Raw genomic sequence first — 25752 nt, 5'->3', positions numbered from 1 at the left:
GGAAGAGGCCGGCATTCTTGATGTTCTGGGCGTCGCTCACGTCACTATTGCGAGCGCCTGTTCCGTCATAATGGCCAAAAGACCAGGATCGCCGGCACCGACACCGACACGACCAGAATTTCCAACGGCAGTCCAATTCGCCAGTAGTCGCCGAATCTATAGCCGCCAGGCCCCAGGATCAGCGTGTTGTTCTTGTGCCCGATGGGCGTAAGGAATGCGCAGGACGCGGCCACCGCGACAGCCATCAGGAACGGATCGGGGCTAACCTCCAGCATCTGCGCCATCTGGATGCCGACCGGTGCCGCGACGATGGCGGTGGCCGTGTTGTTCAATACATCCGACAGGGTCATGGTCACGACCATTAGCACAGTCAGGATCGCCCAGGCCGGCATGCCTCCGGTCAGACCGACCAATGCATTGGCAATCAACTCGGTACCACCCGAGCTTTCGAGCGCGGCCCCAAGCGGGATCATCGAACCAAGCAGCACCACAACCGGCCACTCTACATGGTCGTAGACTTCGGTAATCGGCACGATCCGGGCGAGCGTGTAGCCGATCACGACCAGACCAAGCGCGACGGGCAGATAGATCAGCCCGAAGGATGCCGCAGCCACGGCCGCGCCGAACATGCCTATGGCGAGCCATACCTTGCTGTCCTGCGTCACTGCCAGCCCGCGCTCTGCCAGGGGCAGGCAGCCCAGCCAGGCGGTCACTTCCGCTTCCTGCCCTTGTGGTACCAGCAGCAACAGAATGTCACCGGGCTGGATCGGGGTACGTCTGACCTGGCTCTGGATCACGGAGCCCTTGCGTGAGATACCCAGCAGTACTGAGCGCCGGCGCCAGTTCAGACCGATGGTCATCGCCGCCCTGCCTGAAATGCGGGCGCCTTCCGGAACGACGACCTCGATCTTCGACAGGCCCTCGCCGTCCGCCAGCAGCTTCTCTTCCCGCTCCTTCTCGGCAAAGCTGAGCGACAGCGCGGCGCGGAACTCGTCCAGCGCCTTCGGCTCGGCCTGCAGGACCAGCGCGTCCTGTGCTTCCAGAACGGCGTTGGCCTGGCGCCCGTAAAGCCGCTTGCCATTTCGCACGAGGCCGAGAATGGCGACGTCGGCTTTTTCAGCCTCTTCGGTCAGTTCCGACAGGCGCTTGCCGATGTGTTTCGACTCCTCCGGCACGGTGAGTTCGGCGATGTAGTCGGTCAGGTCCAGCGCGCCGGCGGATTGCTTGGCTTCGCTCTGGGGGATCAGGCGCCAGCCGATCAGGGCGACAAAGGCCAGCCCGACCAGCGCCGTGATCCCGCCGACCGGGGCGAAGTCGAACATGCGGAAGCTTTCGCCGAGGGAGTCGGCGCGGATCGAGGCAATGATGATGTTGGGCGGCGTGCCGATCAGGGTGGCCATGCCGCCTAGGATCGTCGCGAAGGAGAGCGGCATCAGCGACAGGCCGGGCGGCCGGCCGGCCTTGTGGGCGGTCTGGATGTCGACCGGCATCAGCAGGGCGAGGGCGGCGACATTATTCATGAAGGCCGAGAGGACGCCGCCGACGCCGCCCATGATGGCAATATGGGTGCCGAGCGAACGGGAGCTGTCCACCAGCGTGCGGGTGATAAGGTAGACGGCGCCGGAACGGGTGAGACCGGCGGAGACGATCAGGACCAGAGCGACGATCAGGGTGGCGGAATGGCCGAAGCCGGAGAAGGCCTCCTCGGTCGGGACGACACCGAGGACGACGCCGAGCATCAGCGCGGAGAAGGCCACGAGGTCATAGCGGAACCGGCCCCAGAGGAGGAGGCCGAAGACGCCGACGAAGAGCGCGAAGAGGATGATCTGGTCCTGGGTCATGAAGGCCGAGCCTAGAGGGGAACGCGCGGGAGCGGAACCGGTTGCGACGGGCGGGCGGCAGGGGCAGTGTGGCGGCATGCCGATGCCCCATGCCTATCGCACGGCCAGCAAGGACTGGCGCGCCTTTCTCGACGACGCGAAGGAGCGGATGGGGCTGGTCTCGGACAACATGGCCTATACCGCGACGGACGGGGTGCTGCAGGTGTTCCGGCGGCGGCTGACGGTGGCGGAGGGGATCGCCTTTGCCGACGAGCTGCCGGCGGTTCTGAGGGCGATGTTCGTCTATCGCTGGGATGTGGGCGCGGGGCCGGTGGAATGGGGGCCGCGGGCGGCGCTGGTGGCGGAGGCGAAGGCGGTCCGGAAGGACCACAACCTGACCCCGGATGACTGTATCGAGGCGGTGGCCTGGGCGGTCAGGCGGCAGGTGCGGCTGGTGGATTTCGACCGGGTGCTGGCGGGGATCGGGCCGGAGGCGGAGGCGTTCTGGGCGGTCGAGGTGAGCGATCCGGCGGAGCTGGGGCGGCGGTTCAGCTGAGGGCGTCCCCATGGGGACGGGGGGTCAAGTCATTGATTTCAGGCATGTTAGCGGAAACGTAGGGTGGGGACGCCAGCATCCCGGCGGTGCGCGCGTGGTGGGTTCGGGAGCCTCCGGCGGGGATATTTCTGACCAGAAGAAGCATGCGGATTTCTCTGCCATGCGGGAGGGTGGTGCGGCCGCGAACCGCGGCCGCACCCGGGTCAGTAGTGGAAATACGGGTCGAGGACCCGCACCTCGGTGATGCGCTCCACCGGCAGGCCGTTGGTGTCGGCGGTCTGGCGGATCGCCTCGGGCGATGGCGCGTCGTAGATGCAGAAGGTGCGCTTCTTGTCCGGTGTGACGTAGGAATGCACCCAGGTCACCCCCTTGGCGGCGTTGTTGGCCACGACGGTCTGCGCGGCGCCGTTGCCCTCCTGCGTCGGCATGAGGCCGAGGCCGTCGGGAAAGGTACGTTCGACAAGGTATCTGTTCATCGTGTCATTCTCCTTGGTCTGACTGACGAGGAGAGAATGGCGGGATGCTGCGCGCGCCACATCGGGAGGCGTTCCCCATTTTACGCGGGCTCTTCCCCATTTTTCGCGTAGAGGCCCTCCTGCACCGCGATCTCGGCCGCATCCTTTCGCGAAGCGGCGCCGAGCTTGCCGAGGATCGCGGAGACGTGGTGATCCACCGTCTTGGCCGAGATGAAGAGCTCGTCGGCGATCCCGGCATTGCTGAAGCCGCGAACGAGGTAGCCGAGCGTGGTCATCTCGCGGTTGGTCAGGCCGAAGGGGTTGTTCCGGGTGCTGGCACGCGGGCCGCGCGGGACCTGACGCCTGCCGTCGGCGCGCATTGTGCGGCGCAGGCTGGCGGCGGCGGGAGCGGCGCCCAGCGCGTCGAAGAGTTCCAGGGCACGGAGCCGTGCCGTCTGACTGCCTGCGGCGAGCGCGCGCGCCTCTTCATAGGGGCAGCCGCGGGCGCGCCAGAGGCCGGCGGCTGCCTTCCAGTTGCCCGCGATCTGCAGGGCGTAGGGTGCGGCGGCCCAGTCGCAATGCGACAGGGTTTCGCCCGCGAGGCTGCGCCAGTAGAGGAATTCGCCGCTATGCCAGGCGTGGCGGCGGGCGGCGGCGAGGTCGAAAACGGCGCTGGCCTCGGCGGAGACGGCGCCGGGGTCGCCCGCGAACCATTCCATTTCCGCCCGCGCGGCATGGACCGGGGCGAGACGCTGCAGGGTGGCGGTGCTGCGGGCGAGTGTCAGCGCCTCGTCCAGTGCCTCCCGCGCGCCGGGATCGCCGCGCCGGGTGCGGATCCGGCCCAGCGCCACCAGCGCCATGATGCGGCTGATCGCGGCAAGATCGGGCTGGTCGAGAAGGTCGGCGGCCCGTTCGGCAGCCTCTTTCCAGCGGCCCTGGAACAACAGGGTCAGCGCCAGCCAGGACGACATGTAATGGCCGGAGTGATCGAGGTCGTGGTCGCGGGTGAAGGCGAGGCCAATGAGCAGTTCCTGTTCGGCCTCGGCGAAACGGTACTGTTCGCCATAGGCCGAGCCGAGGTTCATCCGCGCCAGTGCCGTGAGTTCGTCGAGCCCGTTGTCGCGGGCGAGATCGAGGCAGCGGTCTAGCTGCGCGCGGCCACCGGCATCGTCGGAGACGAGCCGTGCCGCGCCAACCACCATCTCGGCCCCGGCGAGCGTCGGGATATCGCCCAGCCCCCCTGCCATGGCGATGGCCTTGCCGCCGATTTCGACGGCCCTGGCGGTGTCGCGGTCGAGCATCCGAAGATGCGCCTGGGTGCGGTAGGCATGGGCGAGCTGGCGGGTGGGGCCCAGCGGCTCCAGGAGTGCGATGGCCTCTGCCGCCGCCGTGTCGGCCTCTGCCGTGGCGCCGTGGCGGACCAGCGGCCATGCGAGCGCGGCAAGCGTTTCGCCGTGTTTGAGGGGGTCGTCCAGATCTGACCAGAGGGCGACGGCTTGCCGGTAGCCGGCGATGGCGTCGGCGAGCTGGTCGACCACGGCGCATTCGCGGGCGTAGTTCGTCGCGGCGGTTGCGCGTTCGGCCGTGCTGCGCCCGTCCGAGAAGCGCAGGACGCTGTGGAAATGCGCCACGGCTTCGCGATGCGCGCCGACCCTGGAGGCGGTGCGTCCGGCGGCATCGGCGTAGCGGATCACCGCCCCGGCATCGGCCGCGCCCTCGGCATAATGCGCCAGGCGCGCGGCGTATCCCTGTTCCGCGTACCCGGCGCGGATCGCGCCCGCCAGCACGTCCCGGCAGAGCGCGCGGCGGCGGAGCGTGTCGATGGCCTCGAGCACGGCGTTGCGGGCCAGCTCGTGCCGGAAGGCCACGCCTGTGCCGGTGTCCTGCAACAGGCCGAGCGCCAGGCATTCCGGCAGGCCGGCGGCGGCGATATCTGGGAACTGTTCCAGCAGCGCGTATTCGGTACGGGCGCCGATGACAGCGGCAAGGTCGAGCATCGCCATGCCCCCGGGCGCGAGCCGCGCGGCGCGGCCGAGCACGGCATCGCGGACGGTGGCGGGGACGCCGGAGGCTTCCGACGCGATGACCTCGGTGACGAAGAACGGGTTGCCGCCGGTCTGGCTGTAGATGGCATCCGTGTCGCCCGCGCGGTCACGGGCCAGCGCCCGCACGGCGTCACGGCTTAGGCGGGCGAGCTGCAGCCTTTCGACGATGCGCACCGTGGCGAGGTCGCCCAGCAGCAGGCGCAGGGCATCATGGCGCTGCACCTCGTCGTCGCGATAGGTCGCGATCAGCAGGACGCGGGCGGCGTCGAGCCGACGACCGAGATATTTCAGCAGGTCGAGCGTCGCCTCGTCGGCCCAATGGATATCCTCCACCACCAGGATCGCGGGACGGATCGGGGCGAGGAGGGTGTCGAGAAGCTGCGCGAAGAGGGTCGAGGTACGGGCGCCGCGGTCGATCTGTGCGGCGAGGTCGGTGCCGAGGCTGCGGGAGATGTCGTGCAAGGGGCCGAGTGCCAGCGGGGTCAGCAGCGGGTCGCAATAGCCGCGCAGGACGCGCGCCGTGTCGTGGTGGCGGGCGGCGAAGGACTCGACGAGGGAGGTCTTGCCGATCCCGGCCTCGCCGCTGACCAGCACGATCCGGCCGGTGCCGGCGCAGGCGTCGGCGAACGCCGCCTCGAGCGCGGCGAGATCGTTATCGCGTTCGAGGAGGTCGCCTTTCGTCACTCCACCACTCCCTTGCGGGGATGATAGCTGATGGGACGGGGCGTTCAAAACGGGAAACCGGGGAGAGACGGATCAGCGCAGGCCGCCGAAGAACTCTTTGAGGAGGGCTTCGCATTCGGCGGCGGCGATGCCGTCGTAGACTTCGGGCGCGTGGTGGATCTGCGGGTGGGTGAAGATGCGCGGGCCGTGGGCGACGCCGCCGGATTTCGGATCGGCGGCGCCGTAGTAGAGGCGCGCGATGCGGGCGAAGGCGATGGCGGCGGCGCACATCGGGCAGGGTTCGAGGGTGACGTGGAGCGTGTGGCCCGGCAGCCGTTCCGAACCGGCGGCGGCGCAGGCGGCGCGGATCGCGAGGATCTCGGCATGGGCGGTGGGGTCGTTCAGTTCGCGCGTGCGGTTGCCGGCCTGCGCCACGATGTTGCCGCCGGGATCGGCGATGACGGCTCCAATGGGAACCTCGCCGCGTGCGGCGGCGGCGCGGGCCTCGGACAGGGCGGTTTCCATATGGCTTGCGAAGCGGCTCATGGCCTTTCTTGGCCGATGGCGTCGGGTTTTGCCAGTCCGGCGGCGCGGACGGGCTTGCGCCGGGTGCATGCAGCGCTAGGAATGTGCCGGACAGTAACGAGGGCCCCCGTATGACGGCGATCAGGATCCGTCCGCTGACGGTTGAAGATGCGCCGCATGTCGCGCGGATCTATTTCTGCGCCATCCATGAAGGGTCGCGGGGCCACTACGACTATTCGCAGCGGCTGGCCTGGGGCGGGCTGACGGTGGACCCGGCGGTCTGGCGCCGGCGCCTGAAGGGCGTGGACGGGTTCGTGGCGGAGCGGGATTGCGAGCCGCTGGGATTCATGACGCTGGATGACGCCGGGTATATCGACCTTGCATTCGTCCTGCCTTCGGCGGCGGGGCACGGGATCGGGCGGCGGCTGTACGAGGCGGTGGAGGCGCGGGCGCGGAAGCAGGGGCTGTGCGAGCTGACGGTGCAGGCCAGCAAGGTGGCGCGGCCGCTCTTTGAAAAGATGGGCTGGGTCACCGTGGCGGAGCAGCAGGTGACGCGCCAGGACGTGAAGCTGACCAATTACCGGATGCGCAAACCGCTGTGAGCGTTTGCCCCGCGCGGTTGCGCGCGGTAGAGGACACCATGGAAAACTCCACCCCTCCCGGCGACCGGATCGCAAAGGTGCTGGCGCGTGCCGGCGTCGCCAGCCGGCGCGAGGCGGAGCGGATGATCGAGGCGGGTCGGGTTTCGGTCAACGGGAAGGCGATCACCTCCCCTGCCCTTAATGTGACGGACAAGGACCGGGTCGAGGTGGACGGCAAGCCGCTGGCCGCGCCGGAACCGCCGCGGCTGTGGCTGTATCACAAGCCCCCGGGTCTGGTGACAACCGCGAAGGACGAGCAGGGCCGGAAGACCGTGTTCGATGCCCTGCCCGAAGGCATGCCGCGTGTGATGAGCGTGGGGCGGCTGGACCTGAATTCCGAGGGCCTGCTGCTTCTGACCAATGACGGCGAGATCAAGCGGCGGCTGGAGCTGCCCTCGACCGGCTGGCTGAGGAAATACCGTGTGCGGGTCAAGGGCGCGCCGGACGAGGCGATGCTGGATCCGCTGCGGCGCGGGATCGAGATCGAGGGCGAACGTTTCCAGGGCATGAGCGTGTCGCTGGACCGGCAGCAGGGCGCGAATGCGTGGCTGACGGTGGGATTGCGCGAGGGCAAGAACCGCGAGATCCGGCGAGCGATGGAAGCCGTGGGGCTGAGCGTGAACCGGTTGATCCGGGTAAGTTACGGTCCGTTCCAGCTGGGGAACCTCGCCTCGGGTGAGGTCAGCGAGATCAAGGGCCGCGTGCTGCGCGATCAGCTGGGCATGTCGCCGGAGGAGGCGAAACCGGCGGTGCGTGGCCGGGGTCCGGGCGGGCCGAAGCGGCCGCACAAAGCCGCGCCGGGTGCTTCGCCGCGCAAGAGCCCGCGCGGTCGGCGGCAATAGTCGGGAAACTGCGATTTCCCCGGTGCGGGTTTTCAGAAAGAATTCGGGCAGGCCGAGCGATTGCTCATGGGAACGGACAGCTTTCAATGGCCAACTTCGGCCGTGACGGGCCACCTTGCATGATGACGCAGGGGCCGTCTGGCCGACCCGACGGAATTCGCCTACGATGCCCCTAAGTCAAAGGAGAGACCCCCCGTGATTAGGCTGTTCCTGGCCCTTCTCTTCGTCGTTATTCTGTTGATCGGCTTTGCTATCGTGGCCACGGCGGTGCGTGCTGTGACGAGGGGCGCGGGCCAGACCAGCGGGCTCGACATAGCGGAGAGCGGAATGTTGCCGAAAATCGCATATGTGCTTCTGCTTGGGCTGATCCTGTACGTGTCCTTCGGCGGAGGCTCCTGACCGATGGCCGAAAGGTATGGCGGCAAATACAGCCCGGATGGCACACCGGGAGGGAGCGGAGCGCCCCCGCGGACAGGCTTTCGCGGCAAATGGCCCAGTACCGTGCGGGCAAACCTGCTGTTCATCGTGCCGCTGCCGCTGATCGTTTCTGCCTTCTTCCACGAACCGCTAGGCATGGCGCAGAACATCGTCGGGTTCGGCGTGCTGATGCTGGCTGCATGGCTGACGCGCGAGGGGCTGCGGGCCGAGGCCGAATATGACGCGCGCCGGGTGGCGCGGCGTCCGGGCTTTCCCCGGAAGATGTTCGGTTCGATCATGACCGGGGCCGGGCTTGCGATCGCCGGATACAGCGCGGAGGCCAGCCTGCTGAACCCGGCAATTTTCGCCGGTCTGGGTGTTATCCTGCATTTCATGGCCTTCGGGCCGGATCCGATGCGCGACAAGGGCGCCGAAGGGATCGACCAGTTCCAGTCGGATCGCGTGGCGCGCGCGGTCGATGAGGCGGAAAAGCACCTCAAGGCAATGTCCGACGCCATCCTTCGCGCCGGAGACCGGAAACTGGAGCGGCGCGTGTCGCAGTTTCAGGCGACGGTGCGCGAGATGTTCCGGACGGTGGAAAACGACCCGCGCGACCTGACCGGCGCGCGGAAATACCTGAGCGTCTACCTGTTGGGCGTGCGGGATGCGACGGTCAAGTTTGCGGACCTCTACGCACGAACCCGGGATGAAAGCGCGCGTGCTGATTATGAATCGCTTCTCGACGACCTCGAGGCGAATTTCAGCGCACAGACAGAGAAGCTGTTGACCGACAATCGAACCGATTTGGATATCGAGATAGAAGTATTACGTGACAGGCTGGCCCGTGAAGGCGTTCGGCCGGAATAGCATTGGGGAACCAGGGGGTCTGAACCATGACTGAGTCTGTACGTCAGAAGGCCGAGGAAGCGCTCAAGGATGTCGAGAAGGTTACTGCGGTGATCCTGCCGGAACCGAAGGGCGAGCTGGTGCCCCTGAAGGAGGCCGACGCGCCGGTCGCCGCGGAAATCCGCAAGCGGATGGACGAGCTCGACATGGGCGACGCCAATTCGATCATCGGCTTCGGCTCTGCCGCGCAGGCGGAACTGCAGCAGATTAGCCAGGCGATGCTGACCGACGTGCGCAACAAGGATGTCGGCCCCGCCGGAGATTCGCTGCGCGATATCGTCACCGCGATCCGCGGCTTCTCGGTGTCCGAACTGGACGTGAGGCGCAAGCAGACCTGGTGGGAGAAACTGACGGGCAAAATGGCCCCGATGGCCAAGTTCGTGGCCCGCTACGAGGATGTGCAGGGCCAGATCGACAAGATCACCGACAACCTGCTTGGCCATGAGCACAAACTGCTGAAAGACATCAAGTCGCTCGACGTGCTGTACGAGAAGACGCTGGATTTCTACGACGAGCTGGGCCTTTACATCGCCGCCGGCGAGGAGAAGCTGGAGGAGCTGGACACCCAGACGATCCCTGCGAAGGAAAAGGAAGTCGAGGCCGCCGCCGAGGATCAGGGCGTGATGAAGGCGCAGGAGCTGCGCGACATGCGCTCTGCCCGCGACGACCTGGAGCGCCGGGTGCATGACCTCAAGCTGACGCGTCAGGTGACGATGCAATCGCTGCCGTCGATCCGGCTGGTGCAGGAGAACGACAAGTCTCTGGTCACCAAGATCAACTCCACCCTTGTGAACACCGTGCCGCTGTGGGAGACGCAGCTTGCGCAGGCGGTCACGATCCAGCGTTCCTCGGAAGCCGCCAAGGCAGTGCGCGAGGCGAACGACCTGACCAACGAACTGCTGACCGCCAATGCAAAGAACCTGCGCGAGGCCAACGCGGCCGTGCGCACCGAGATGGAGCGGGGCGTGTTCGACATCGAGTCGGTGAAGGCCGCGAATGCCGATCTGATCGCCACCATCGAGGAAAGCCTACAGATCGCCGACGAGGGCAAGTCCCGTCGCGCCGCCGCCGAGCAAGACCTGCAGAAGATGGAGAAGGAATTGCGCGACACGCTCGCATCCGCCAAGGCCCGCAAGGACAAATCGGGCGACACCGTCGGCTCTGCCGTACCCGGCAACTGAGGAACGGGTGCCGCGGCCGAGGGGACTGGGAGGGATTGCACTGGCGGGCATGCTGGTTCTGTCGGGCTGCGACAATGTCCTGCTGACCTCTCCGCCCCCCGCGACCCGGCCGGAAGCCCCGGTCGAGGCAGATCCGGTTGAACCGTCGGAGGAAAGCCGCGAGCTCGCCGCCTATTTCGCCCGGGTCGAGGCCGATCTGAAGGCGCAGGGCCTGCTGCGCACCGATGGCGGTGGCCCGGACACGCCGTTTTCCGAGCGTCAGCTGGTCGAAAACTTCATCCGCATCGCGCTTTACGAGGAATTCGCGAATATCGGTGGCAGGCTGGTGCCGCAGCAGACCGAAAGCCGGCTGCACCGCTGGAACGAGCCGGTGCGCATGCAGGTGAATTTCGGTGCCACGGTGCCCGAGGACCAGCGCGAGATCGACCGGCGGTCGATCGCATCCTATGCGGCCAGGCTGTCGCGGGTCAGCGGGCTGCCGATCACCATGACCAACGGGCGCAACGCCAATTACCATGTCTTTGTCGTCAACGAGGACGAGCGGCGGAATATCGGCCCTGAGCTGCGCAAGATCATTCCGGATATCAGCCAGGGCGCGATCAGTACCGTGGAAAACATGCGCCGGTCGACGTTTTGTCTGGTCTTCGCACGCGATGCGCGGGATGACGGATCTTACACGCAGGCCGTGGCGGTGATCCGCGGCGAGCATCCCGATCTGCTGCGCCTGTCCTGCTTCCACGAAGAACTGGCGCAGGGTCTGGGCCTGTCGAACGACAGCCCCAAGGCGCGGCCGTCGATCTTCAACGACGACGAGGAATTCGGGCTGCTGACGACGCATGACGAGATGTTGCTGCAGATGCTCTACGATCCGCGGATGCGCAGCAACATGACGGAGCAGGAGGCGCGTCCGGTTGCCGAAGTGATCGCCGCCGAGCTACTGGGCGGCGAATCCTGATCGCCCGGCCCTAACCCGATCTTCAGATTATCGGCCCTACCCTTCGCTGCGCCAACGGAGGGTACCGCGATGCTCGACGACACCCAGAAACTTCGTATCCGGACCGGTTTCGCGAACATGAAGATCGCGACACCGCAATTTGCCCGCGAATTCTATGCCCGGCTGTTCGATCTGGCGCCGGAGGTGCGGCCGCTGTTCGAGGATGACATTACCGCGCAGGCGGTAAAGCTGCAGAAGACGCTGGCGCTGGTGGTGCAGATGCTGGACAACCTTGAAGCTCTCGTTCCGGCACTGGGCGACCTGGGCCGTCGTCACGCCGGGTACGGCGCGGTCGAGGCGCATTACGGGGTCGTTGCGCAGGCGCTGCTGGAAACGCTTGCCGAACAGGTGCCGAACTGGTCGGAAACGGACATGGCAGCGTGGTCGGAGCTATATTCCATTGCCGCGGGTGCGATGCTCGACGGCGCGCGCGATGCCACGTCGCCGCGGACGGTGGCAGGGTAATATGGGGCCGGCACACGCCATCCGACAGCTGCACCGGGTCACGAACCCCCCGCCCTGCAGTCCCGCACGATCAGCTTTTCGCCACTGTTGCCGGGGTATAGCCGGTTTCCCTAGTCCGTCCTGCGCCGATGCGCTACACCTTCGGCAAAAGCATTGCGGAGGTCCCCGATGGGCATTTTCGATTTCCTCAGCGGCGAATTCATCGACGTCATTCACTGGGTCGACGACACCCGCGACACCATGGTCTGGCGGTTCGAGCGGCATGGCCACGAGATCAAGTACGGCGCCAAGCTGACGGTGCGAGAAGGACAGGCGGCGGTTTTCGTGCACGAGGGGCAGCTGGCGGACGTTTTCACGCCCGGTCTCTACATGCTCGAGACCAACAACATGCCGATCATGACGACGCTGCAGCACTGGGACCACGGTTTCAAATCGCCGTTCAAGTCCGAGATCTATTTCGTCAACACGACGCGGTTCACCGATCTTAAATGGGGCACGAAGAACCCGATCATGCTGCGTGATCCGGAGTTCGGGCCGACGCGGATCCGCGCCTTCGGGACCTACGCGGTGCGGGTGACGGATCCGGCGAAGTTCATGACAGAAATCGTCGGGACCGACGGCGAGTTCACCATGGACGAGATTTCGTTCCAGGTGCGCAACATCATCGTGCAGGAGTTTTCGCGGGTGATCGCGAGTTCCGGCATCCCGGTGCTGGACATGGCGGCGAACACGGCGGATCTGGGCAAGATGATCGCGGCGGAAATCTCGCCCATCGTCGCAGAGTACGGGCTGGCGATCCCGGAATTCTACATCGAGAACATCTCTCTGCCGCCCGCGGTGGAGGAGGCACTGGACCGGCGCACCTCGATGGGCGTGGTGGGCGATCTTGGGAAATACACCCAGTTCTCGGCGGCCGAAGCGATGACCGCGGCGGCGAAGAACCCGGCGGGCGGCGGGATGGCCGCGGGGCTGGGTGCCGGGATGGGAATGGCGATGGCGCAGAACATGGGACCTTGGGGCGCGGTACCGCAGGCGCAGCACGCGCCGCAGGCGGCAGCCGCCCCTGCCCCGCCACCGCCGCCGGCCGAGAAAGTCTGGCACATCGCCGAGAATGGCGCGACCAAGGGGCCGTTTTCGAAGGCGTCGCTGGGGCGGATGGCAGCAGCCGGAGAATTGACGCGCGAAAGCTTTGTCTGGACCGCCGGGCAGGACGGCTGGATGAAGGCCGAGGATGTGAACGAACTGGCACAGCTTTTCACGGTGATGCCGCCGCCTCCGCCTCCGGGCATTTGAGGCGACGGAAACGGCGCGCTGCCGCGTAGTATTCCTCGAAGCGCGCCGTTTTACCGGAAAGGACTCAGCCATGCCCGAGGGCAAAGCCGGATATTCGACCCTGCAGATCAGTCTTCACTGGCTGGTCGCTGTTCTGATCGCCGCGGCGTGGTTCAGCCACGACCAGATGCGCGACGCGACGCGCGCGATCCGCGATACCGGCTGGACCGGATTTGCCGACAACCCGCCGCATGTCTGGCTGGGCACCGCCGTTTTCGTGCTGGTGCTGATCCGGCTTGTCGTCCGGGCCGTTCAGGGCGCGCCGGAGCCTGCGGACGGCACGCCGAAATGGATGGAGATCACGGCTGTCTGGGGGCATCGCCTGCTGTATCTGCTGATGCTGTTTGTGCCGCTGTCGGGCAGCGCCGCGTGGTATTTCGGGCTTCGCGAGGCCGGGGAAGTTCACGAGACCATCGGCAATCTGCTGGTCATTCTTGCGCTCGCCCATGCGGCCGTGGCGATCTTCCATCAGTACGTGATGCGGGATGGCACGCTTACCCGCATGATCCGAGCCCGCGGCTGACGTGGTGCGCCGCTGAACGGCGGCGCCTCAGTCAGATTCCAGCGAACTCATGAGCATGGTTCCGTGGCAGGCGTCGGACGGGAACGCGAAATTGTCGTCGCGTTCCACCGGGAAGGGCCGTCTGGGATCGACCTGGCTTGCCACCATCAGCTCTCCATTGACGCAGAGATCCTGCGCCGCGTTGCCGATGTTGAAGCCGAAACCCTCGGCGCCGCAGTCGTAGCCCAAGCCGTCCATGTTCCAGGCCTGCGGCATCGGTGCCTCTGGCCCGTAGACGATGAATTCCTCGACCACCGGGTCGAAAGTCAGCATCCAGGTCGTGTCGTCTTCCAGCATGCCCAGCGCCCAGCGCCCCAGCGGCTGGCCGTCGCGCTCGCCCTCGATCACGAAGCAGTCGACGTCCTCCTCGAGCACCACCTGAGAGCCCATCAAGTCCGCCGGGAATGACAGGCCGCCACGCATCACGAAACCGCCCTCGCCGACCCATTCGAAACGGTAGGCAACACTTTGCGCGGCGGCGGGGCCACCAAGGACGCCGCCTGTTGCGGCTGCCAGGCAGAGGCAGATCAGCCTGTTTCTCATCGGGAATTTCCCTGCGTCGATCTCGGGCGCACCATACGCACCGGTCGTCGCGATGCAATCATGGGCCCGTGCGATCGGCAGGAAAACGCGGTTTCCCCCCGCGCAGAAGCGCACTAGTTTCTGCATGCCTGCCCCACCGGAGAGATCCATGACAGAAGAGCACCGCTTTCCCTGCGACCAGTGCGGCGCCGACCTTCGGTTTGCGCCCGCCGAGGGCAAGCTGATCTGCGATCATTGCGGCAACGAGGTGCTGCTGGAACAGGGCGAACGGGTTCAGGCGATCCGCGAGCTGGACTTCAAGGCGGCGCTGGATGCGGCGCTGCCGGAGGCGGAGATCGAGGAAACGCGGGTCCTGCAATGCCCGAACTGCGGTGCGCAGGTCGAATTCGACGAGACGGTGCACGCCAAGGAGTGCCCGTTCTGCGCGACGCCGGTGGTCACCGGCACCGGGGTAAACAGGCATATCAAGCCGCGCGCCCTGCTGCCCTTTTCGCTGGACGAGCGCACGGCGCGCAAGGCGATGACGGACTGGCTGGGGCGGCTGTGGTTCGCGCCGAACGGGCTGCAGGAATACGCCCGCAAGGGGCGCAAGATGCAGGGCATCTACGTGCCGTTCTGGACCTATGACGCGGACACGAAGTCGCAGTATTCGGGCGAGCGCGGCACGGTCTATTACGTGACGCGGACGGTCACGCGGGACGGCAAGACGCAACAGGTGCGGGAGGCGCGTGTGCGCTGGTCGTCGAAACGCGGGCGGGTGGCACGGTTCTTCGACGACGTGCTGGTGCTGGCGTCGAAGTCGCTGCCGAAATCCTATACCGATGCGCTGCAGCCCTGGGATCTGGAGGCGCTGATCCCCTACAGCCCGGAATACCTGGCCGGGTTCCGGGCCGAGGCCTACCAGGTGGAGCTGGGCGACGGGTATCACGAGGCGCGGGCCTATATGGACCGGGTGATCGAGCGGGACGTGCGGTTCGATATCGGCGGCGACCGGCAGCGGATTCACCGGATCGATACGCAGGTGTCCGGCGTGACGTTCAAGCATATCCTGCTGCCGGTGTGGCTGGCAGCTTACAAGTACCAGGGAAAGACCTATCGTTTCGTGGTCAACGGACGCTCGGGCCGGGTTCAGGGCGAGCGGCCGTATTCCGCGTGGAAGATCGCCGTGGCTGTCATGCTGGGGCTGATCGTTGCGATTGGAGTGGGGTATTTCATGGCGCAATCGCAATGACTTCGAGCGGCTTGATGAGTATCGCGGACGACCGGATTTGACGAAAGACACACCTTCCACAACGGCCGCGCCGGTCGCGGACCGTCTGACCGGGTTCGTGCTGGCGGTGGTCCTGCTTGCCGTGATCGGGACAGAATGGACCGGGCTGGCGGTTTTCGAGCCGGTTTCGGGCGTGTTCGCCATCGCGGCACTGGCCCTGATGACACCCTTCGTCGGGCGCACCGGCAGGATTTTCGTCGGTGTCGGCGTCCTGCTGACGGTCGCGCTGGCGCTGACCAGCGCGGCATGGGGCGAGGATCTGGTCATTGCGCTGGGCAAGGCGAGTTTCATCGCGGCCTTCTTCACGGCGCTGACCTCGCTGAGGCATGCCGCCGATACGTCGCCCGCCATCGCGCGGTGCGGCAAGTTCCTGGCGGAACAGCCGCCGGGGCGCAGGTATCTGGCGCTGACCGGCGGGGCGCATATCTTTGCGCTGCTGCTGAATTACGGGGCTATCGCGCTATTGGGCAGCCTTGCGATGACCAGCGCCCGGACCGAGCCGAACGAGGAGATCCGGGGGCATCGGATAAGGCGCATGCTGCTGGCGATCCAGCGCGGGTTCATTTCGTCATTGCCGTGGTCGCCGCTGGCCTTCGCCATGGCCGTATCGCTTTCGGTTGTGCCGGGATCGAGCTGGGCCAAGGCGGTGGGGCCGTGCCTGGTGAGCGCCGCGATCCTGATCGTGACAGGCTGGGCGCTGGACACGATCTTCAAGCCGCGAATCCGCACTGCCACCGGGCCGCGCCGGTATGAGCCGGAGGGCAGCTGGGCGCTGATGCTGCCGCTGTTACTGCTGCTGGTGCTGCTGGCGGTGCTGGTGGGCGGGCTGCATGTGACCACCGGTATCCGGTCGGTGGGAGTCGTGATGGTGGTCGTGCCGTTGATCGCGGCCGGTTGGGTGCTGATCCAGTCGGAGACCGGCCGAGGCCGGGCGCTGGCGGGGCGCGGCGGCGGATATTTCGCGCGAGATCTGCCGAAATACCGGAGCGAACTGGTTCTGCTGATGATGGCGGGGTTCATCGGGACGATGGGCTCTCACCTGCTGGTGCCGGTGATCCAGGCTTCGGGGCTGGATCTGACGGTGGTGCCGGGGTGGGTGATCCTGCTGGTGTTGATCTGGGGTATCCCGCTGGCGGGGCAGATCGGGGCGAACCCGATCCTTGCGGTGTCGCTGGTGGCACCGGTACTGCCATCGCCCGCGGAACTGGGGCTGACGCCGACGGACATCATCGTCGCGATCACCGCCGGGTGGGCGATGAGCGGTGTAACTTCCCCCTACACCGCGACCACGCTGCTGGTGGGCAATTTCGGCGGGGTCACCGCGCGGCATGTGGGGCTGAACTGGAACCTCGGCTACGTCGCTCTGACCGGCGTGCTGCTGTCAGGCTGGGTTCTGATCTGGGCCGCGATGTAAAACGGCGCCCCGTGGGGCGCCGTCGCTAACGGGCTGTTACGCCTTGTTTATCTTGACCTTCGTGGCCTTCGCGCTTTCCGGGCCGGCCTTGGGCACGGTCACGGTCAGCACGCCGTCCTTCAGGTCGGCGCCGATTTTCGACTCGTCGGCGTCGGGCGGCAGCCGGAAACTGCGCTGGAACGCGCCGTATTGGCGTTCGCTGAAGTACCAGGTGTCGCCCTTTTCCTCGCGCTCGGTCTTCTTCTCGCCCTTCACGGTGACGACGTTGTTGTCGACGGACAGTTCGATGTCCTTTTCGTCGACGCCCGGAAGCTCGATCGAGATCACATAGGCATCGCCGCTGGCCGACGCTTCGGATGCGGGCGCGAGCCAGTCGGACACGCGCTGCCCGATGGAGCGGAAGGGTTCGTAGAGAGAGGGCCAGAGGCCCGAAGTATGGGATTTTTCAACCATGTCAGTCCTCCTTTTCGTCTTTGTTTTAATATGGGAATTCTACCATTTCCGGTTCAAGAGCGCCTTGATGCGCATCATGCCGCAGGGCGCGGATTGCCCCGCAGGGCCTGTGGCGATAGAGGTTCGGGAACCGGAAAGGAGGGCCCGCGATGATCCTGTGCTGCGGCGAGGCGCTGATCGACATGCTGCCGCGAGAGACCAAGAACGGGGAGGATGCGTTTGCGCCCTACCCGGGCGGCGCGGTGTTCAACACGGCGATTGCACTGGGGCGTCTGGGGGCACCTTCGGGTTTCTTCTGCGGCCTGAGCGCGGACCTGTTCGGGGATATGCTGCGGGACGCTTTGTCGGAAAGCAAGGTTCACACGGGCTATGCGCCGGTCGTGCAACGACCGTGCACGCTCGCCTTCGTGAAGCTGGTCGACGGTCAGGCCACCTATGCCTTTTACGACGAGGGCACGGCGCTGCGCATGATGACGGCGGCCGACCTGCCGAAGCTGGATGACGACACCTCCGCGCTGTTCTTCGGCGGGATCAGCCTGGTAGGCGAACCCTGCGGTTCGGCGTTCCAGGCGCTGGCCGAACGCGAGGCGGGACGCCGCGCGATCATGATCGACCCGAATATCCGCACCTCTTTCATCACCGACGAGACCGCCTATCGCGCGCGGATCGAGCGGATGGTGGCGCTGGCGGATATCGTGAAGGTGTCGGACGAGGATCTGCACTGGATCATGGGCGAAGGCGAGACCAGTGCGCTGGCGCGCGCGATGCTGCAAAAGGGCCCCAAGATCGTCTGCATCACGGAAGGGGCCAAAGGCGCCCACGGTGTGACGGCGGGCGGAGAGGTTTTCGTGCCCGCAAGAAAGGTCGAGGTCGCAGACACGGTCGGCGCGGGCGACACGTTCAACGCGGGCGTGCTGGCGGCGCTGGACGGGGCCGGTGCGTTGACCAAGGACGCGCTGGCCGACCTGGACGACCGGGTGCTGACCGACGCGCTGAGCCTTGGCGTAAAGGCCGCGGCTGTCACGGTCAGCCGGGCGGGCGCGAACCCGCCCTGGGCAAGCGAGCTTTAGACGCATGCGGGCGCTGATCCAGCGGGTCACCGAAGCGTCGGTGACGGTCGATGGCGAGGTGATCGGAGAGATCTGCGCCGGGCTGCTGATCCTGATCTGCGCAATGCAGGGCGACGGCGAGGCCGAGGCGGACAAGCTGGCGGCGAAGATCGCCAAGCTGCGGATCTTCGAGGACGAGGCGGGGAAGATGAACCGGTCCGTTCTGGACACCGGAGGCGCGGCTCTGGTCGTCAGCCAGTTCACGCTGGCCGCCGATACCTCGCGCGGGAACCGGCCGGGATTTTCCACCGCCGCGCCGCCGGCGGAGGGCGAACGGCTTTATGAGTATTTCGCAGGACAGGTCCGGGCGCAGGGGATCGAGACGGCGACGGGGTCCTTCGGCGCGGACATGAAGGTGCGCCTGCTGAATGACGGCCCGGTCACGATCTGGATGGACACCGCGGCCTGACGGTCACGACGTTTCGACCGCAGTTCCGAGCGCGGTTGCGACGGCCTGCAGCAGTTCAACGCGGCGCACCGGTTTCATCAGGCGGATATCCTCTGGCCGCAATCCGTTGCCGTGCACGGTCGCTTCGGCGGCGTATCCGGACATGAAGACCACCGGCAGGTCCGGGTTCCTGTCGCGTAGTGACCGGGCCAGCGTCGGACCCTGCAGTTCCCCCGGCATGACGATGTCGGTCAGCACCAGGTCGAAGCCGGGGTCGTCGAGAAAGATGCTCTGGGCTTCGTCTCCGGTCGTGACACCGTGCGCCGCATAACCGGCGCGGTCCAGCACCGCGATCAGCACGTCGAGCACCTGCGGTTCGTCCTCGACCACCAGGATTTTCTGGCCGCCGGTCGCGCCGATGGTAACTTCCGGCGGTTTCGGCGGCTCGAGCTTCAGGTTCTCGCAGGCCCTGAAATACAGCTTGAAGGTCGTGCCCCGACCCGGCTCGGTATAGACGCGGACGGTGCCGCCTGATTGCTTGAGAAAGCCCTCGATCATCGACAGGCCCAAGCCTGACCCCGTGCCGGGCGGTTTGGTGGTGAAGAACGGGTCGAAGATCCTGTCCAGCACCTCTGCCGGGATACCGGTGCCGGTATCGCTGACGGCGAGCATCACGTAACGGCCGGGCTCCACCTCTTCGTTGCGCTCGTGGATGTATTCGCCGTCGATCCGGACATTGTTGGTTTCGATGGTCAGCCGACCGCCATTGGGCATCGCATCCCGGGCGTTCAGGATCAGATTCAGAAGCGCGCTTTCGGTGGCGCCGGGATCGGCCTCTATCGGCCAGAGCCCGGCGAGTAGCGAGGTTTCCACCGCGATGGTCTTGGGAATGGTGCGGGTGGTCCAGTTGCGGGTCTCCCGCACCACGGCGTTCAGATCGAGGACCTGCGGCTCCAGCGGGGCGCGGCGGGCGTAGCGCAGCATCGAGCTTGTGAGTTCCGCGCCCTTCCGGGTGGCGCCGATGGCGGCCTCGATCAGGGCCGTCTGTTCGTCGTCATGTTCGCCTTCCTGCAGCAGTTCGAGGTTTCCGAGGATGACGGCGAGCAGGTTGTTGAAGTCGTGGGCGACACCGCCGGTGAGCTTGCCTACGGCCTGCAGCTTTTGCGACTGGGCCAACTGGGTCTGCAATTCCTCCTGCCGGGCCTGCGCCGACTTGCGGTCGCGGATATCGATGAGGGAGGCCCGGATCAGCCGCCGGTCGGCCGGGGGCAGCCGCGAGAGCGAAACATCACAGGGAATCTCTTTGCCGTCCGGCCGCCGCACGACCCATTCGGTCTTTGGGACCTGCCCGTCCAGCGCACGCTGAAAATGCCGCTGTGCGGCAAGGCGCGACGCGACACCGTCGGGCTGTACCGGCGGGCTGAGATCGGTCGCGGATTTCCTGCCGATGATCTCTTCGCGGCGGGCGCCGAACAGTTCTTCGGCCATCGGGTTCATCGCCGTGACAAGTTCGGTATCGAGATCGTAGATGACAATCGCTTCGGGCGCGTTTTCCACCAGGGCCTGCGCCTGCTCGGACTCGCGCAGGGCCGCTTTGCTGGCGCCTTTCCAGTAGCCGACAAGGCTGTGCACGGCGAGGATCAGGACCAGCGACACCACTGTCGCCACGCCGCCCGCAATGAACCATTGGACGGGATCGGCGGAAAATGCCGCGAGGTCCGGCGCCGCGGTCAGCCAGCCGCGCACGAAAGCGACTCCTACGGCCGAGAATATCAGGGCTTGAACCGCCATCAGGGCCAGCGCATAGCGGGAGCCTGCCAGGAGGGCGGCCATCATGATCACGAAGCAGATCGCGGTCACCGGCACCGGGCCAAGCCCGTTCCGGACAAGGAAGCTGCTGGCGATGACCATCGTGGCAATGAGGAATGCCGCCACGCGCACTTTCTTGCTGAGCAGTCCGGTCATGTTGAGCATGAACAGCAGCACCGCCAGCAGCACGAGTTCTATCGCCAGGATCCAGTTGAAGCCGTGCTGGAGCATCTGGAAAACCGTGGCGAGGAAGACGACCACCAGAAGAATGGAGAAGAGTTCCAGGAGGTGATCCACAAACCGCGCGAAATCCATTGCATGCGAGGCGGTCTGCGGAGTTTCGTCTCTGCTACTTTGCGGCACTCAGACGCTCACTCTCCCCGCGGCCGAAAAACGCCCTGGCAACAGGCGGCGACCGGACAACTGCACTGACGGTACCCGGAAGTACTGTCTCGTTCCATTTCCCCACGGTCAACCATATTCGAGGAGTGTCATCGCGCAAAGATGACAGTTAAATGCATGTTTTCGTAACTGAGGCATGCGCCATTACCGACGGTGGCGCGGGCCGGCGAGAACCGGCCCGCGGGGCGGCTGCATGCCGTGATCCTGCTATTCAGATGTTCTTTTCAAGAAGGAACTGGCCGATGGCCTCGACGCAATCCTTCCAGGCGGGTTCGCTGTCAATCAGGATGTGATTGCGGCTTTCCAGTGGGATGAACTGAGCGTCCGGAATGCCAGTCGCCAGGTCGCGGCCAAGTTCCAGCGGGATACGCTGATCGTGTTTCGAATGGAGCACGATGGTCGGCGCCTTGACCTCGGCCAGCCGGTGGCGGACGTCGATATAGCCGAAGGCATCCTGGAACCGCGCGGCGTTCTTCGGCGACGTGGTCTGTCGCTGGAACTCGTCGAACCAGGCGAGATCTTCGGCGCTCGCGTCGGGCATGAAGGTTTGCGAGAAGATGTGGCGGTAAGCGGGGTTGTCGGTGCCCCAGCCCAGTTCGGTCAGGGTCAGCACGGTCTCGCGGCGGGCCTGTTCGTCGGGCGTTGCCAGATAGCGCCAGCCCGCAGCATAGCCGCCCAGCAGGATCAATGCACTGACGCGTTCGGGGTGGCGGACTGCGTATTCGATGGAGACCGCGGCACCCTGCGAGATGCCGAGGAGCGGGAAGCGTTCCAGCTCGAGCTTGTCTGCGACCGCCTCGAGATCCTCGACGAAAGCATCGAAGCTGAGATCGTCGACTTCCCAGTCCGACAGGCCGCAGCCGCGTTCGTCATAGCGGATGAAGGTGCGGTTGCGGGCGATCTCGGCAAAGGATTTGCCCCAGATCGGGCTGTTCCAGTCGAATTCGAGGTGATTGAGCCAGTTCGCTGCCTTCAGCAGCGGAGGACCCTCGCCGATGGTGGCATAGGCGATCTTTGTGCCGTCGGGGACGTCGCAGAATCCGATGCGCTGTGCGCGAAGGGCGCGGGCGCGGGACCGTGCGACTCGTTCCTCCTTGCTGGCCGGAACGGGAGCGACGGGCGCTGACAACTCCGAGACCGGAGCCGCGACGGGTTCCGGCGTGGCGACGGGCTTTGCTTCGGGTTCGGGGCTGGCGCGTCGGTGGGCCTCGACGCCGAACGGGTCTTCCTCTTCCCAGAGACGCATCCATTTCTGGGTCTGGATCGGCGGCATGTCAGGGTGAGTGGCCAGTTGCTGCAGAACGGCGACGCGGGCGGCGCGCGAATCCTCGCGCTCGGCAGTCAGCCAGGACTCGAACGAATCGTCGCCGCTGCCGTCGAGACCATCGAGAAACACCATCTCGAGCCGGTGCGCCATCTGCTCCAGTTCCTCGACCGGAATCGGCCCGGTATGGCGGCGCAGCCGTGTGTGCATCTCGCGAAAGTCGACCTCGACCCCGTCGGCATCGAAATAGACGCGCTCGCGGTCGGCAACGATGCGGGGGTGGTCCTGTCCGTCAACGACCTTGCGCAGCTTGCTGAGCGACCAGCGCAGCGCGGCCTTCGGATCGTCCGGCAGGTCCCAGAAAAGTTCGCACAGACGTTCGCGCCGGTGCGGCCGGCCGGTGGCAATCAGAAAGGCCAACAGGGCCCGCGCCTTCTTTGACGCGGGCAGTGCGACGGGCTGTCCTTGCGACGCCACGCGCAGCTCGCCAAACAGCGAGATCTCAAGGGTTTCGGGCAATTCCCACTCCGTAAAATGCAAAAAACAACGTTCCGAACGCGCCATTAACACCGGTCGCACAACGGTGACAACAACGGTCGGGTTGGACATGGCTTCCGCAGCGGCAATTTGCCTGCGGCCAGTCCAGCCGTCCCCAACACCGGGAAAAACACTCGGCGGTGCTGGCCGTTACATACCGTAACTGGAGCATAAAATGAATAAGGTAGTGCCCTTCGGGGCCGATGGCGCTTCGGCGCTTTTTGTTGACCCGTTAACCCTCTCGCAGAACCCGCACGCGATGTTCGCGGGTCTGCGCGATCACTATCCGGTGATCGAGGTCGGCGAGCAGCAATACCTTGCGCTGCGCGGCGAGGACGTCCTGTCGCTTTTGACAGACTCGCGGACGGTCCAGATCGAGGGGGCGGACTATGCCCGGTTGAACCGCGTACCCGAGGGCGCCGTGTCCCGGTTGATGTCGGACTTCTTTCTGTTCAGCAACGGCAAGACGCACCGCACCCTGCGCAGCCTGTTTGCCCGGAGCTTTGCCCATCGCGCGATCGAGGCATCGCGCGGTCAGGTTCGCGCCAAGGCCGCGGCGATCGTGGCCGAACTGCCGCGAGGCGAGAGCTTTGACTTTGTCGAGGCCATGGCGTCGCGCATGCCGGCCGAAATGATCGCGCTGATCCTGGGGCTGCCGGAATCGGACGCGCCCTATTTCACGACCCTTGTCTACGAGACCACGCGGGCCGTCGTGCCGCCCTACCCGCTCGACCACCACTCGGTGATCGAGGCCGCGACGGCGGAACTGTTCTTTTATGTCGAGGAGCACCTGCTGCGGCGCCTCGACGAACCGTGCGACGACATGCTGTCGATGCTGGTGACCGACTGGCAGGAAAACCGGGTGATCCCGTTCGACAGCCTTGTGAACCAGGTGATCGGCATCGTCATCGCCGGCAGCGATACGACCCGCGCGGGTTTCGCCATGCTGACGACGCTGTTGCTGCAGCACCCCGAGCAGTGGGAGATGCTTCGCGGCGAGCCCTCGCTGTTGCCCGGTGCGGTGGCCGAGGGGCTGCGATACGAGCCGCCGGCCGCCTCTGTGCCGCGGTTCACCGTCGCGCCGGTCGAGATCGCTGGTGTGACGCTGCCGGCCGGTGTCATGCTGTCGGCCAGCACGATGTCGGCGTTGCGCGATCCGGCGCTGTACGCCGACCCCGACCGGTTCGACATCACGCGGACCGACCATCCGAAACTGCATTCGGTGTTCGGGCTGGGACCGCATCGCTGCATCGGCGATGTGCTGTCGCGGATCGAACTGGAGGAAAGCCTGGCGGCGCTGATCGCCGGAGCGCCCGATATCGAGCTGGAAGTTGCGCCGAAACTGCAGGGCTATCGCAGCCTCCGCCGGATCACCCCGATGCAGGTTCGCATCCCCTAGCCCAAGACAAACGCATTCATTTAACCCGTAACTCCTCCCGCATTTTCGGGAGGATCAGTCCCCTACCAAGTAAGGATTTTAGTATGGAACTTTCATTTGATATCATTGGCGAATTTCTGATCTTCGAAGTCTCGGGCACCGTTGACCGGACTGCCGCGGGAACCCTTTACGACGCACTGGTCGAGCAGGTGCAGTGCGGCCGCGACCGGCTGATCGTCGACCTGTCGCGCGTCACCACGCTGACCCGCGCCGGCGTGCGCGGCCTGGTCGTGGCGTCGAAGCTGCTGCATTCGGCGGACGGCCAGATGCGTATCTGCGGCGCCGACAAGTCGGCCGAAGCGCTGCTGCGCAGCCTGAGCTTCAACCACCTGCTGAAATGCGATCCCACGCGCGAGGCGTCGATGGCCGCGATGGCGCAGGCCGCGCCCGGCCGCCCCAAGGCTGCCACGCCGGACGTCATGTCGCTGGCCGAGTTCCTGACCAGCCCGGCAGAAGCCCCGAAGGAGTGGGCCAATGTCAGCGCCTTCGATCCGATCCGCACGGCGGAGCCGGAGCTGTCGGTTCCGCTGGGCCGTTTCGTCGAGTCGATGCAGATCGACTATGCGCGGTTTCTTCTGTCCGACGACCGGATCCCGCTGGACCGGGTCGCGATCATCTGCGGCTTTTCCGATGCCGCGATGATGAAGGACGCGTTTCTGCGTCATCTGGGGATCACGACCGACGATTGCGTGAAGCCCCGGGCCGGCGGCTCCGTCCACGAACTGAAGGGGTCGGTCGCCTGACGGCGGCGCAACCCTAACCCCGATTTCAACCAGATCCTCCGGCGCGCTCGCCCCTGGCCGGGCGGCCACTGAGACTGTGCCGCTGCGGCCGCGCGTCGGAGGATGCCTTTCTTGAGGAGGAAAATAGTAATGACCATTCAGAAATCTCCCGTCGTCGCGCTGACGTTCACCACCCTGTCCAGCGCCCCGGCCCATGCGATCATCGAGTCGCTGCAGGCCCCGTTTCTTTGGGCCGCACGCACCGTGCGGCTGTGGCGCGAGGACCGGAAGGACGCGCGCGACTGCGCCGCCCTGTTCGACATGTCCGACGCGCTGCTGAACGATATCGGACTTTGCCGCCACGACATCGTGCAGGCGCTTGAGGAAGAACGCGCGCTGCGGAGAGACCGTCCGTGACGCTGGTTCTGGGAATGGAGCTTCCCGCTCTGCTGACCGGGCTGGGAGCCATGATCTGCCTGACGGCGGCGCCGATGTGCCGCGACAGGCAGGCGATCCTGCTGGTGCAGATCGCGGCCGGGGTGTTCTTTGCCGCGCATTACGCGCTGCTGGGCATCGCCGTGGCGGCGCTGGCCAACCTGCTGGGTCTGGTGCAGACCGGCGCGGCGCTGTTCGCGGGCCGCAGCGCCGCGATGACGCGGCTGGGCTATGCGCTGATCGCGGCGATGGTGTTGTGCGGGCTGGTGTTCTGGCAGGGGCCGATTTCCGCCCTGAGCGTGATCGCACTGAGCCTGCTGGCGCTGGGACGGATGCAGACCAACGAGCTGCATCTGCGGCTATTGCTGCTAGCGGGCGGGTTCTTCTGGATCCTGCACGATTTCATCGGCGGGGCATGGATCGCGCTGGCGGCCGATATCGGCGCCTTCACGACCGGGATTGCCGCGCTTTTCACGATGCTGGTGCGGGTGACCATCGAATGGCGCCCGGCCGCCACGGCGGGAATGCCCGCCGCCGCCTGACCGGAGGAGGACAGGCAATGCC

26 protein-coding genes are annotated in these 25752 nt (G+C 65.9%); 18 read left to right on the top strand and 8 right to left on the bottom strand.

Annotated elements, in window-relative coordinates; translation table 11 throughout:
* Positions 1 to 65 precede the first annotated feature (65 nt).
* Positions 66 to 1841 (bottom strand): SLC13 family permease, encoded by a 1776-nt coding sequence (locus HCO70_RS13265; RefSeq protein WP_172296870.1) that lies wholly within the window; start codon positions 1839 to 1841, stop codon positions 66 to 68.
* A gap of 76 nt (positions 1842 to 1917) precedes the next feature.
* Here HCO70_RS13265 and HCO70_RS13260 point away from each other — a divergent pair, with 76 nt between their 5' ends.
* Positions 1918 to 2376 (top strand): DUF2267 domain-containing protein, encoded by a 459-nt coding sequence (locus HCO70_RS13260; RefSeq protein ID WP_172296868.1) that lies wholly within the window; start codon positions 1918 to 1920, stop codon positions 2374 to 2376.
* Between the two features lie 203 nt (positions 2377 to 2579).
* Here HCO70_RS13260 and HCO70_RS13255 read toward each other — a convergent pair whose 3' ends face one another.
* The 3 genes from HCO70_RS13255 to HCO70_RS13245 form a co-directional block, all read right to left on the bottom strand.
* Positions 2580 to 2852: a DUF4242 domain-containing protein gene (locus tag HCO70_RS13255; protein ID WP_172296866.1), complete on the bottom strand. Its 273-nt coding sequence runs from the start codon at positions 2850 to 2852 to the stop codon at positions 2580 to 2582.
* An 80-nt stretch (positions 2853 to 2932) separates the two neighbouring features.
* Positions 2933 to 5560 carry an AAA family ATPase gene (locus HCO70_RS13250; protein ID WP_172296864.1) on the bottom strand — a complete coding sequence of 876 codons (2628 nt, stop codon included), beginning with the start codon at positions 5558 to 5560 and terminating at the stop codon, positions 2933 to 2935.
* Between the two features lie 72 nt (positions 5561 to 5632).
* Positions 5633 to 6085: a nucleoside deaminase gene (locus HCO70_RS13245; protein ID WP_253913272.1), complete on the bottom strand. Its 453-nt coding sequence runs from the start codon at positions 6083 to 6085 to the stop codon at positions 5633 to 5635.
* Between the two features lie 110 nt (positions 6086 to 6195).
* Between HCO70_RS13245 and HCO70_RS13240 the strand changes: the two genes are divergently transcribed.
* The 9 genes from HCO70_RS13240 (at position 6196) to HCO70_RS13200 (ending at position 13365) form a co-directional block, all read left to right on the top strand.
* Positions 6196 to 6666 carry a GNAT family N-acetyltransferase gene (locus HCO70_RS13240; protein ID WP_172296862.1) on the top strand — a complete coding sequence of 157 codons (471 nt, stop codon included), beginning with the start codon at positions 6196 to 6198 and terminating at the stop codon, positions 6664 to 6666.
* 38 nt (positions 6667 to 6704) lie between these two features.
* Positions 6705 to 7547, top strand: a complete 843-nt coding sequence (locus tag HCO70_RS13235) for a pseudouridine synthase (protein ID WP_172296860.1) — start codon at positions 6705 to 6707, stop codon at positions 7545 to 7547.
* A 195-nt stretch (positions 7548 to 7742) separates the two neighbouring features.
* Positions 7743 to 7946: a hypothetical protein gene (locus HCO70_RS13230; protein WP_172296858.1), complete on the top strand. Its 204-nt coding sequence runs from the start codon at positions 7743 to 7745 to the stop codon at positions 7944 to 7946.
* A 3-nt stretch (positions 7947 to 7949) separates the two neighbouring features.
* Positions 7950 to 8831, top strand: a complete 882-nt coding sequence (locus HCO70_RS13225; RefSeq protein ID WP_172296856.1) for a 5-bromo-4-chloroindolyl phosphate hydrolysis family protein — start codon at positions 7950 to 7952, stop codon at positions 8829 to 8831.
* 26 nt (positions 8832 to 8857) lie between these two features.
* Positions 8858 to 10051, top strand: a complete 1194-nt coding sequence (locus tag HCO70_RS13220) for a toxic anion resistance protein (RefSeq protein ID WP_172296854.1) — start codon at positions 8858 to 8860, stop codon at positions 10049 to 10051.
* Positions 10052 to 10100: 49 nt separating this feature from the next.
* Positions 10101 to 11006: a DUF2927 domain-containing protein gene (locus HCO70_RS13215; RefSeq protein WP_172297417.1), complete on the top strand. Its 906-nt coding sequence runs from the start codon at positions 10101 to 10103 to the stop codon at positions 11004 to 11006.
* A 69-nt stretch (positions 11007 to 11075) separates the two neighbouring features.
* A complete protein-coding gene (locus tag HCO70_RS13210; RefSeq protein WP_172296852.1) occupies positions 11076 to 11510 on the top strand; it encodes a globin domain-containing protein in 435 nt (144 codons plus the stop codon).
* Positions 11511 to 11678: 168 nt separating this feature from the next.
* Positions 11679 to 12803, top strand: a complete 1125-nt coding sequence (locus tag HCO70_RS13205; RefSeq protein WP_172296850.1) for an SPFH domain-containing protein — start codon at positions 11679 to 11681, stop codon at positions 12801 to 12803.
* A 70-nt stretch (positions 12804 to 12873) separates the two neighbouring features.
* Positions 12874 to 13365: a cytochrome b gene (locus tag HCO70_RS13200; protein ID WP_172296848.1), complete on the top strand. Its 492-nt coding sequence runs from the start codon at positions 12874 to 12876 to the stop codon at positions 13363 to 13365.
* 27 nt (positions 13366 to 13392) lie between these two features.
* Here the strand turns inward: HCO70_RS13200 and HCO70_RS13195 are convergent, their stop codons facing one another.
* Positions 13393 to 14073 (bottom strand): hypothetical protein, encoded by a 681-nt coding sequence (locus HCO70_RS13195; protein ID WP_253913271.1) that lies wholly within the window; start codon positions 14071 to 14073, stop codon positions 13393 to 13395.
* 22 nt (positions 14074 to 14095) lie between these two features.
* Here HCO70_RS13195 and HCO70_RS13190 point away from each other — a divergent pair, with 22 nt between their 5' ends.
* Entirely contained in the window at positions 14096 to 15178 is a 1083-nt protein-coding gene (locus HCO70_RS13190; RefSeq protein WP_172296846.1) for a TFIIB-type zinc finger domain-containing protein, read from the top strand.
* A gap of 37 nt (positions 15179 to 15215) precedes the next feature.
* Positions 15216 to 16631: a hypothetical protein gene (locus HCO70_RS13185; RefSeq protein WP_253913270.1), complete on the top strand. Its 1416-nt coding sequence runs from the start codon at positions 15216 to 15218 to the stop codon at positions 16629 to 16631.
* Positions 16632 to 16667: 36 nt separating this feature from the next.
* Here HCO70_RS13185 and HCO70_RS13180 read toward each other — a convergent pair whose 3' ends face one another.
* Positions 16668 to 17084, bottom strand: coding sequence for an Hsp20/alpha crystallin family protein (locus HCO70_RS13180; protein ID WP_172296844.1), 417 nt, complete (start codon positions 17082 to 17084; stop codon positions 16668 to 16670).
* 149 nt (positions 17085 to 17233) lie between these two features.
* Between HCO70_RS13180 and HCO70_RS13175 the strand changes: the two genes are divergently transcribed.
* Together HCO70_RS13175 and dtd are read left to right on the top strand one after the other, a co-directional pair.
* Positions 17234 to 18154, top strand: coding sequence for a carbohydrate kinase (locus HCO70_RS13175; protein WP_172296842.1), 921 nt, complete (start codon positions 17234 to 17236; stop codon positions 18152 to 18154).
* A gap of 4 nt (positions 18155 to 18158) precedes the next feature.
* The gene (dtd, locus tag HCO70_RS13170; protein WP_172296840.1) at positions 18159 to 18602 is read left to right on the top strand and encodes a D-aminoacyl-tRNA deacylase; all 444 of its coding nucleotides are present in this window, start codon (positions 18159 to 18161) and stop codon (positions 18600 to 18602) included.
* A gap of 3 nt (positions 18603 to 18605) precedes the next feature.
* Here dtd and HCO70_RS13165 read toward each other — a convergent pair whose 3' ends face one another.
* A complete protein-coding gene (locus HCO70_RS13165; RefSeq protein ID WP_216665423.1) occupies positions 18606 to 20705 on the bottom strand; it encodes an ATP-binding protein in 2100 nt (699 codons plus the stop codon).
* A 298-nt stretch (positions 20706 to 21003) separates the two neighbouring features.
* Positions 21004 to 22575: an alpha/beta hydrolase gene (locus tag HCO70_RS13160; RefSeq protein WP_253913269.1), complete on the bottom strand. Its 1572-nt coding sequence runs from the start codon at positions 22573 to 22575 to the stop codon at positions 21004 to 21006.
* Positions 22576 to 22768: 193 nt separating this feature from the next.
* Between HCO70_RS13160 and HCO70_RS13155 the strand changes: the two genes are divergently transcribed.
* From HCO70_RS13155 to HCO70_RS13140, 4 genes are all read left to right on the top strand, one after another.
* Positions 22769 to 23992, top strand: a complete 1224-nt coding sequence (locus tag HCO70_RS13155) for a cytochrome P450 (protein WP_172296836.1) — start codon at positions 22769 to 22771, stop codon at positions 23990 to 23992.
* An 83-nt stretch (positions 23993 to 24075) separates the two neighbouring features.
* Entirely contained in the window at positions 24076 to 24774 is a 699-nt protein-coding gene (locus HCO70_RS13150) for an STAS domain-containing protein (RefSeq protein WP_172296834.1), read from the top strand.
* Positions 24775 to 24903: 129 nt separating this feature from the next.
* Positions 24904 to 25170 carry a DUF1127 domain-containing protein gene (locus HCO70_RS13145; RefSeq protein WP_172296832.1) on the top strand — a complete coding sequence of 89 codons (267 nt, stop codon included), beginning with the start codon at positions 24904 to 24906 and terminating at the stop codon, positions 25168 to 25170.
* Positions 25167 to 25730, top strand: a complete 564-nt coding sequence (locus HCO70_RS13140; protein WP_172296830.1) for a YgjV family protein — start codon at positions 25167 to 25169, stop codon at positions 25728 to 25730. Before HCO70_RS13145 ends, HCO70_RS13140 begins: the two co-directional genes overlap by 4 nt.
* Positions 25731 to 25752: the final 22 nt, after the last annotated feature.

The sequence above is a fragment of the Pseudoruegeria sp. HB172150 genome (assembly GCF_013184805.1).
Lineage (GTDB): Bacteria > Pseudomonadota > Alphaproteobacteria > Rhodobacterales > Rhodobacteraceae > Psychromarinibacter.
This window is presented reverse-complemented; position numbering and strand designations above follow the sequence as displayed.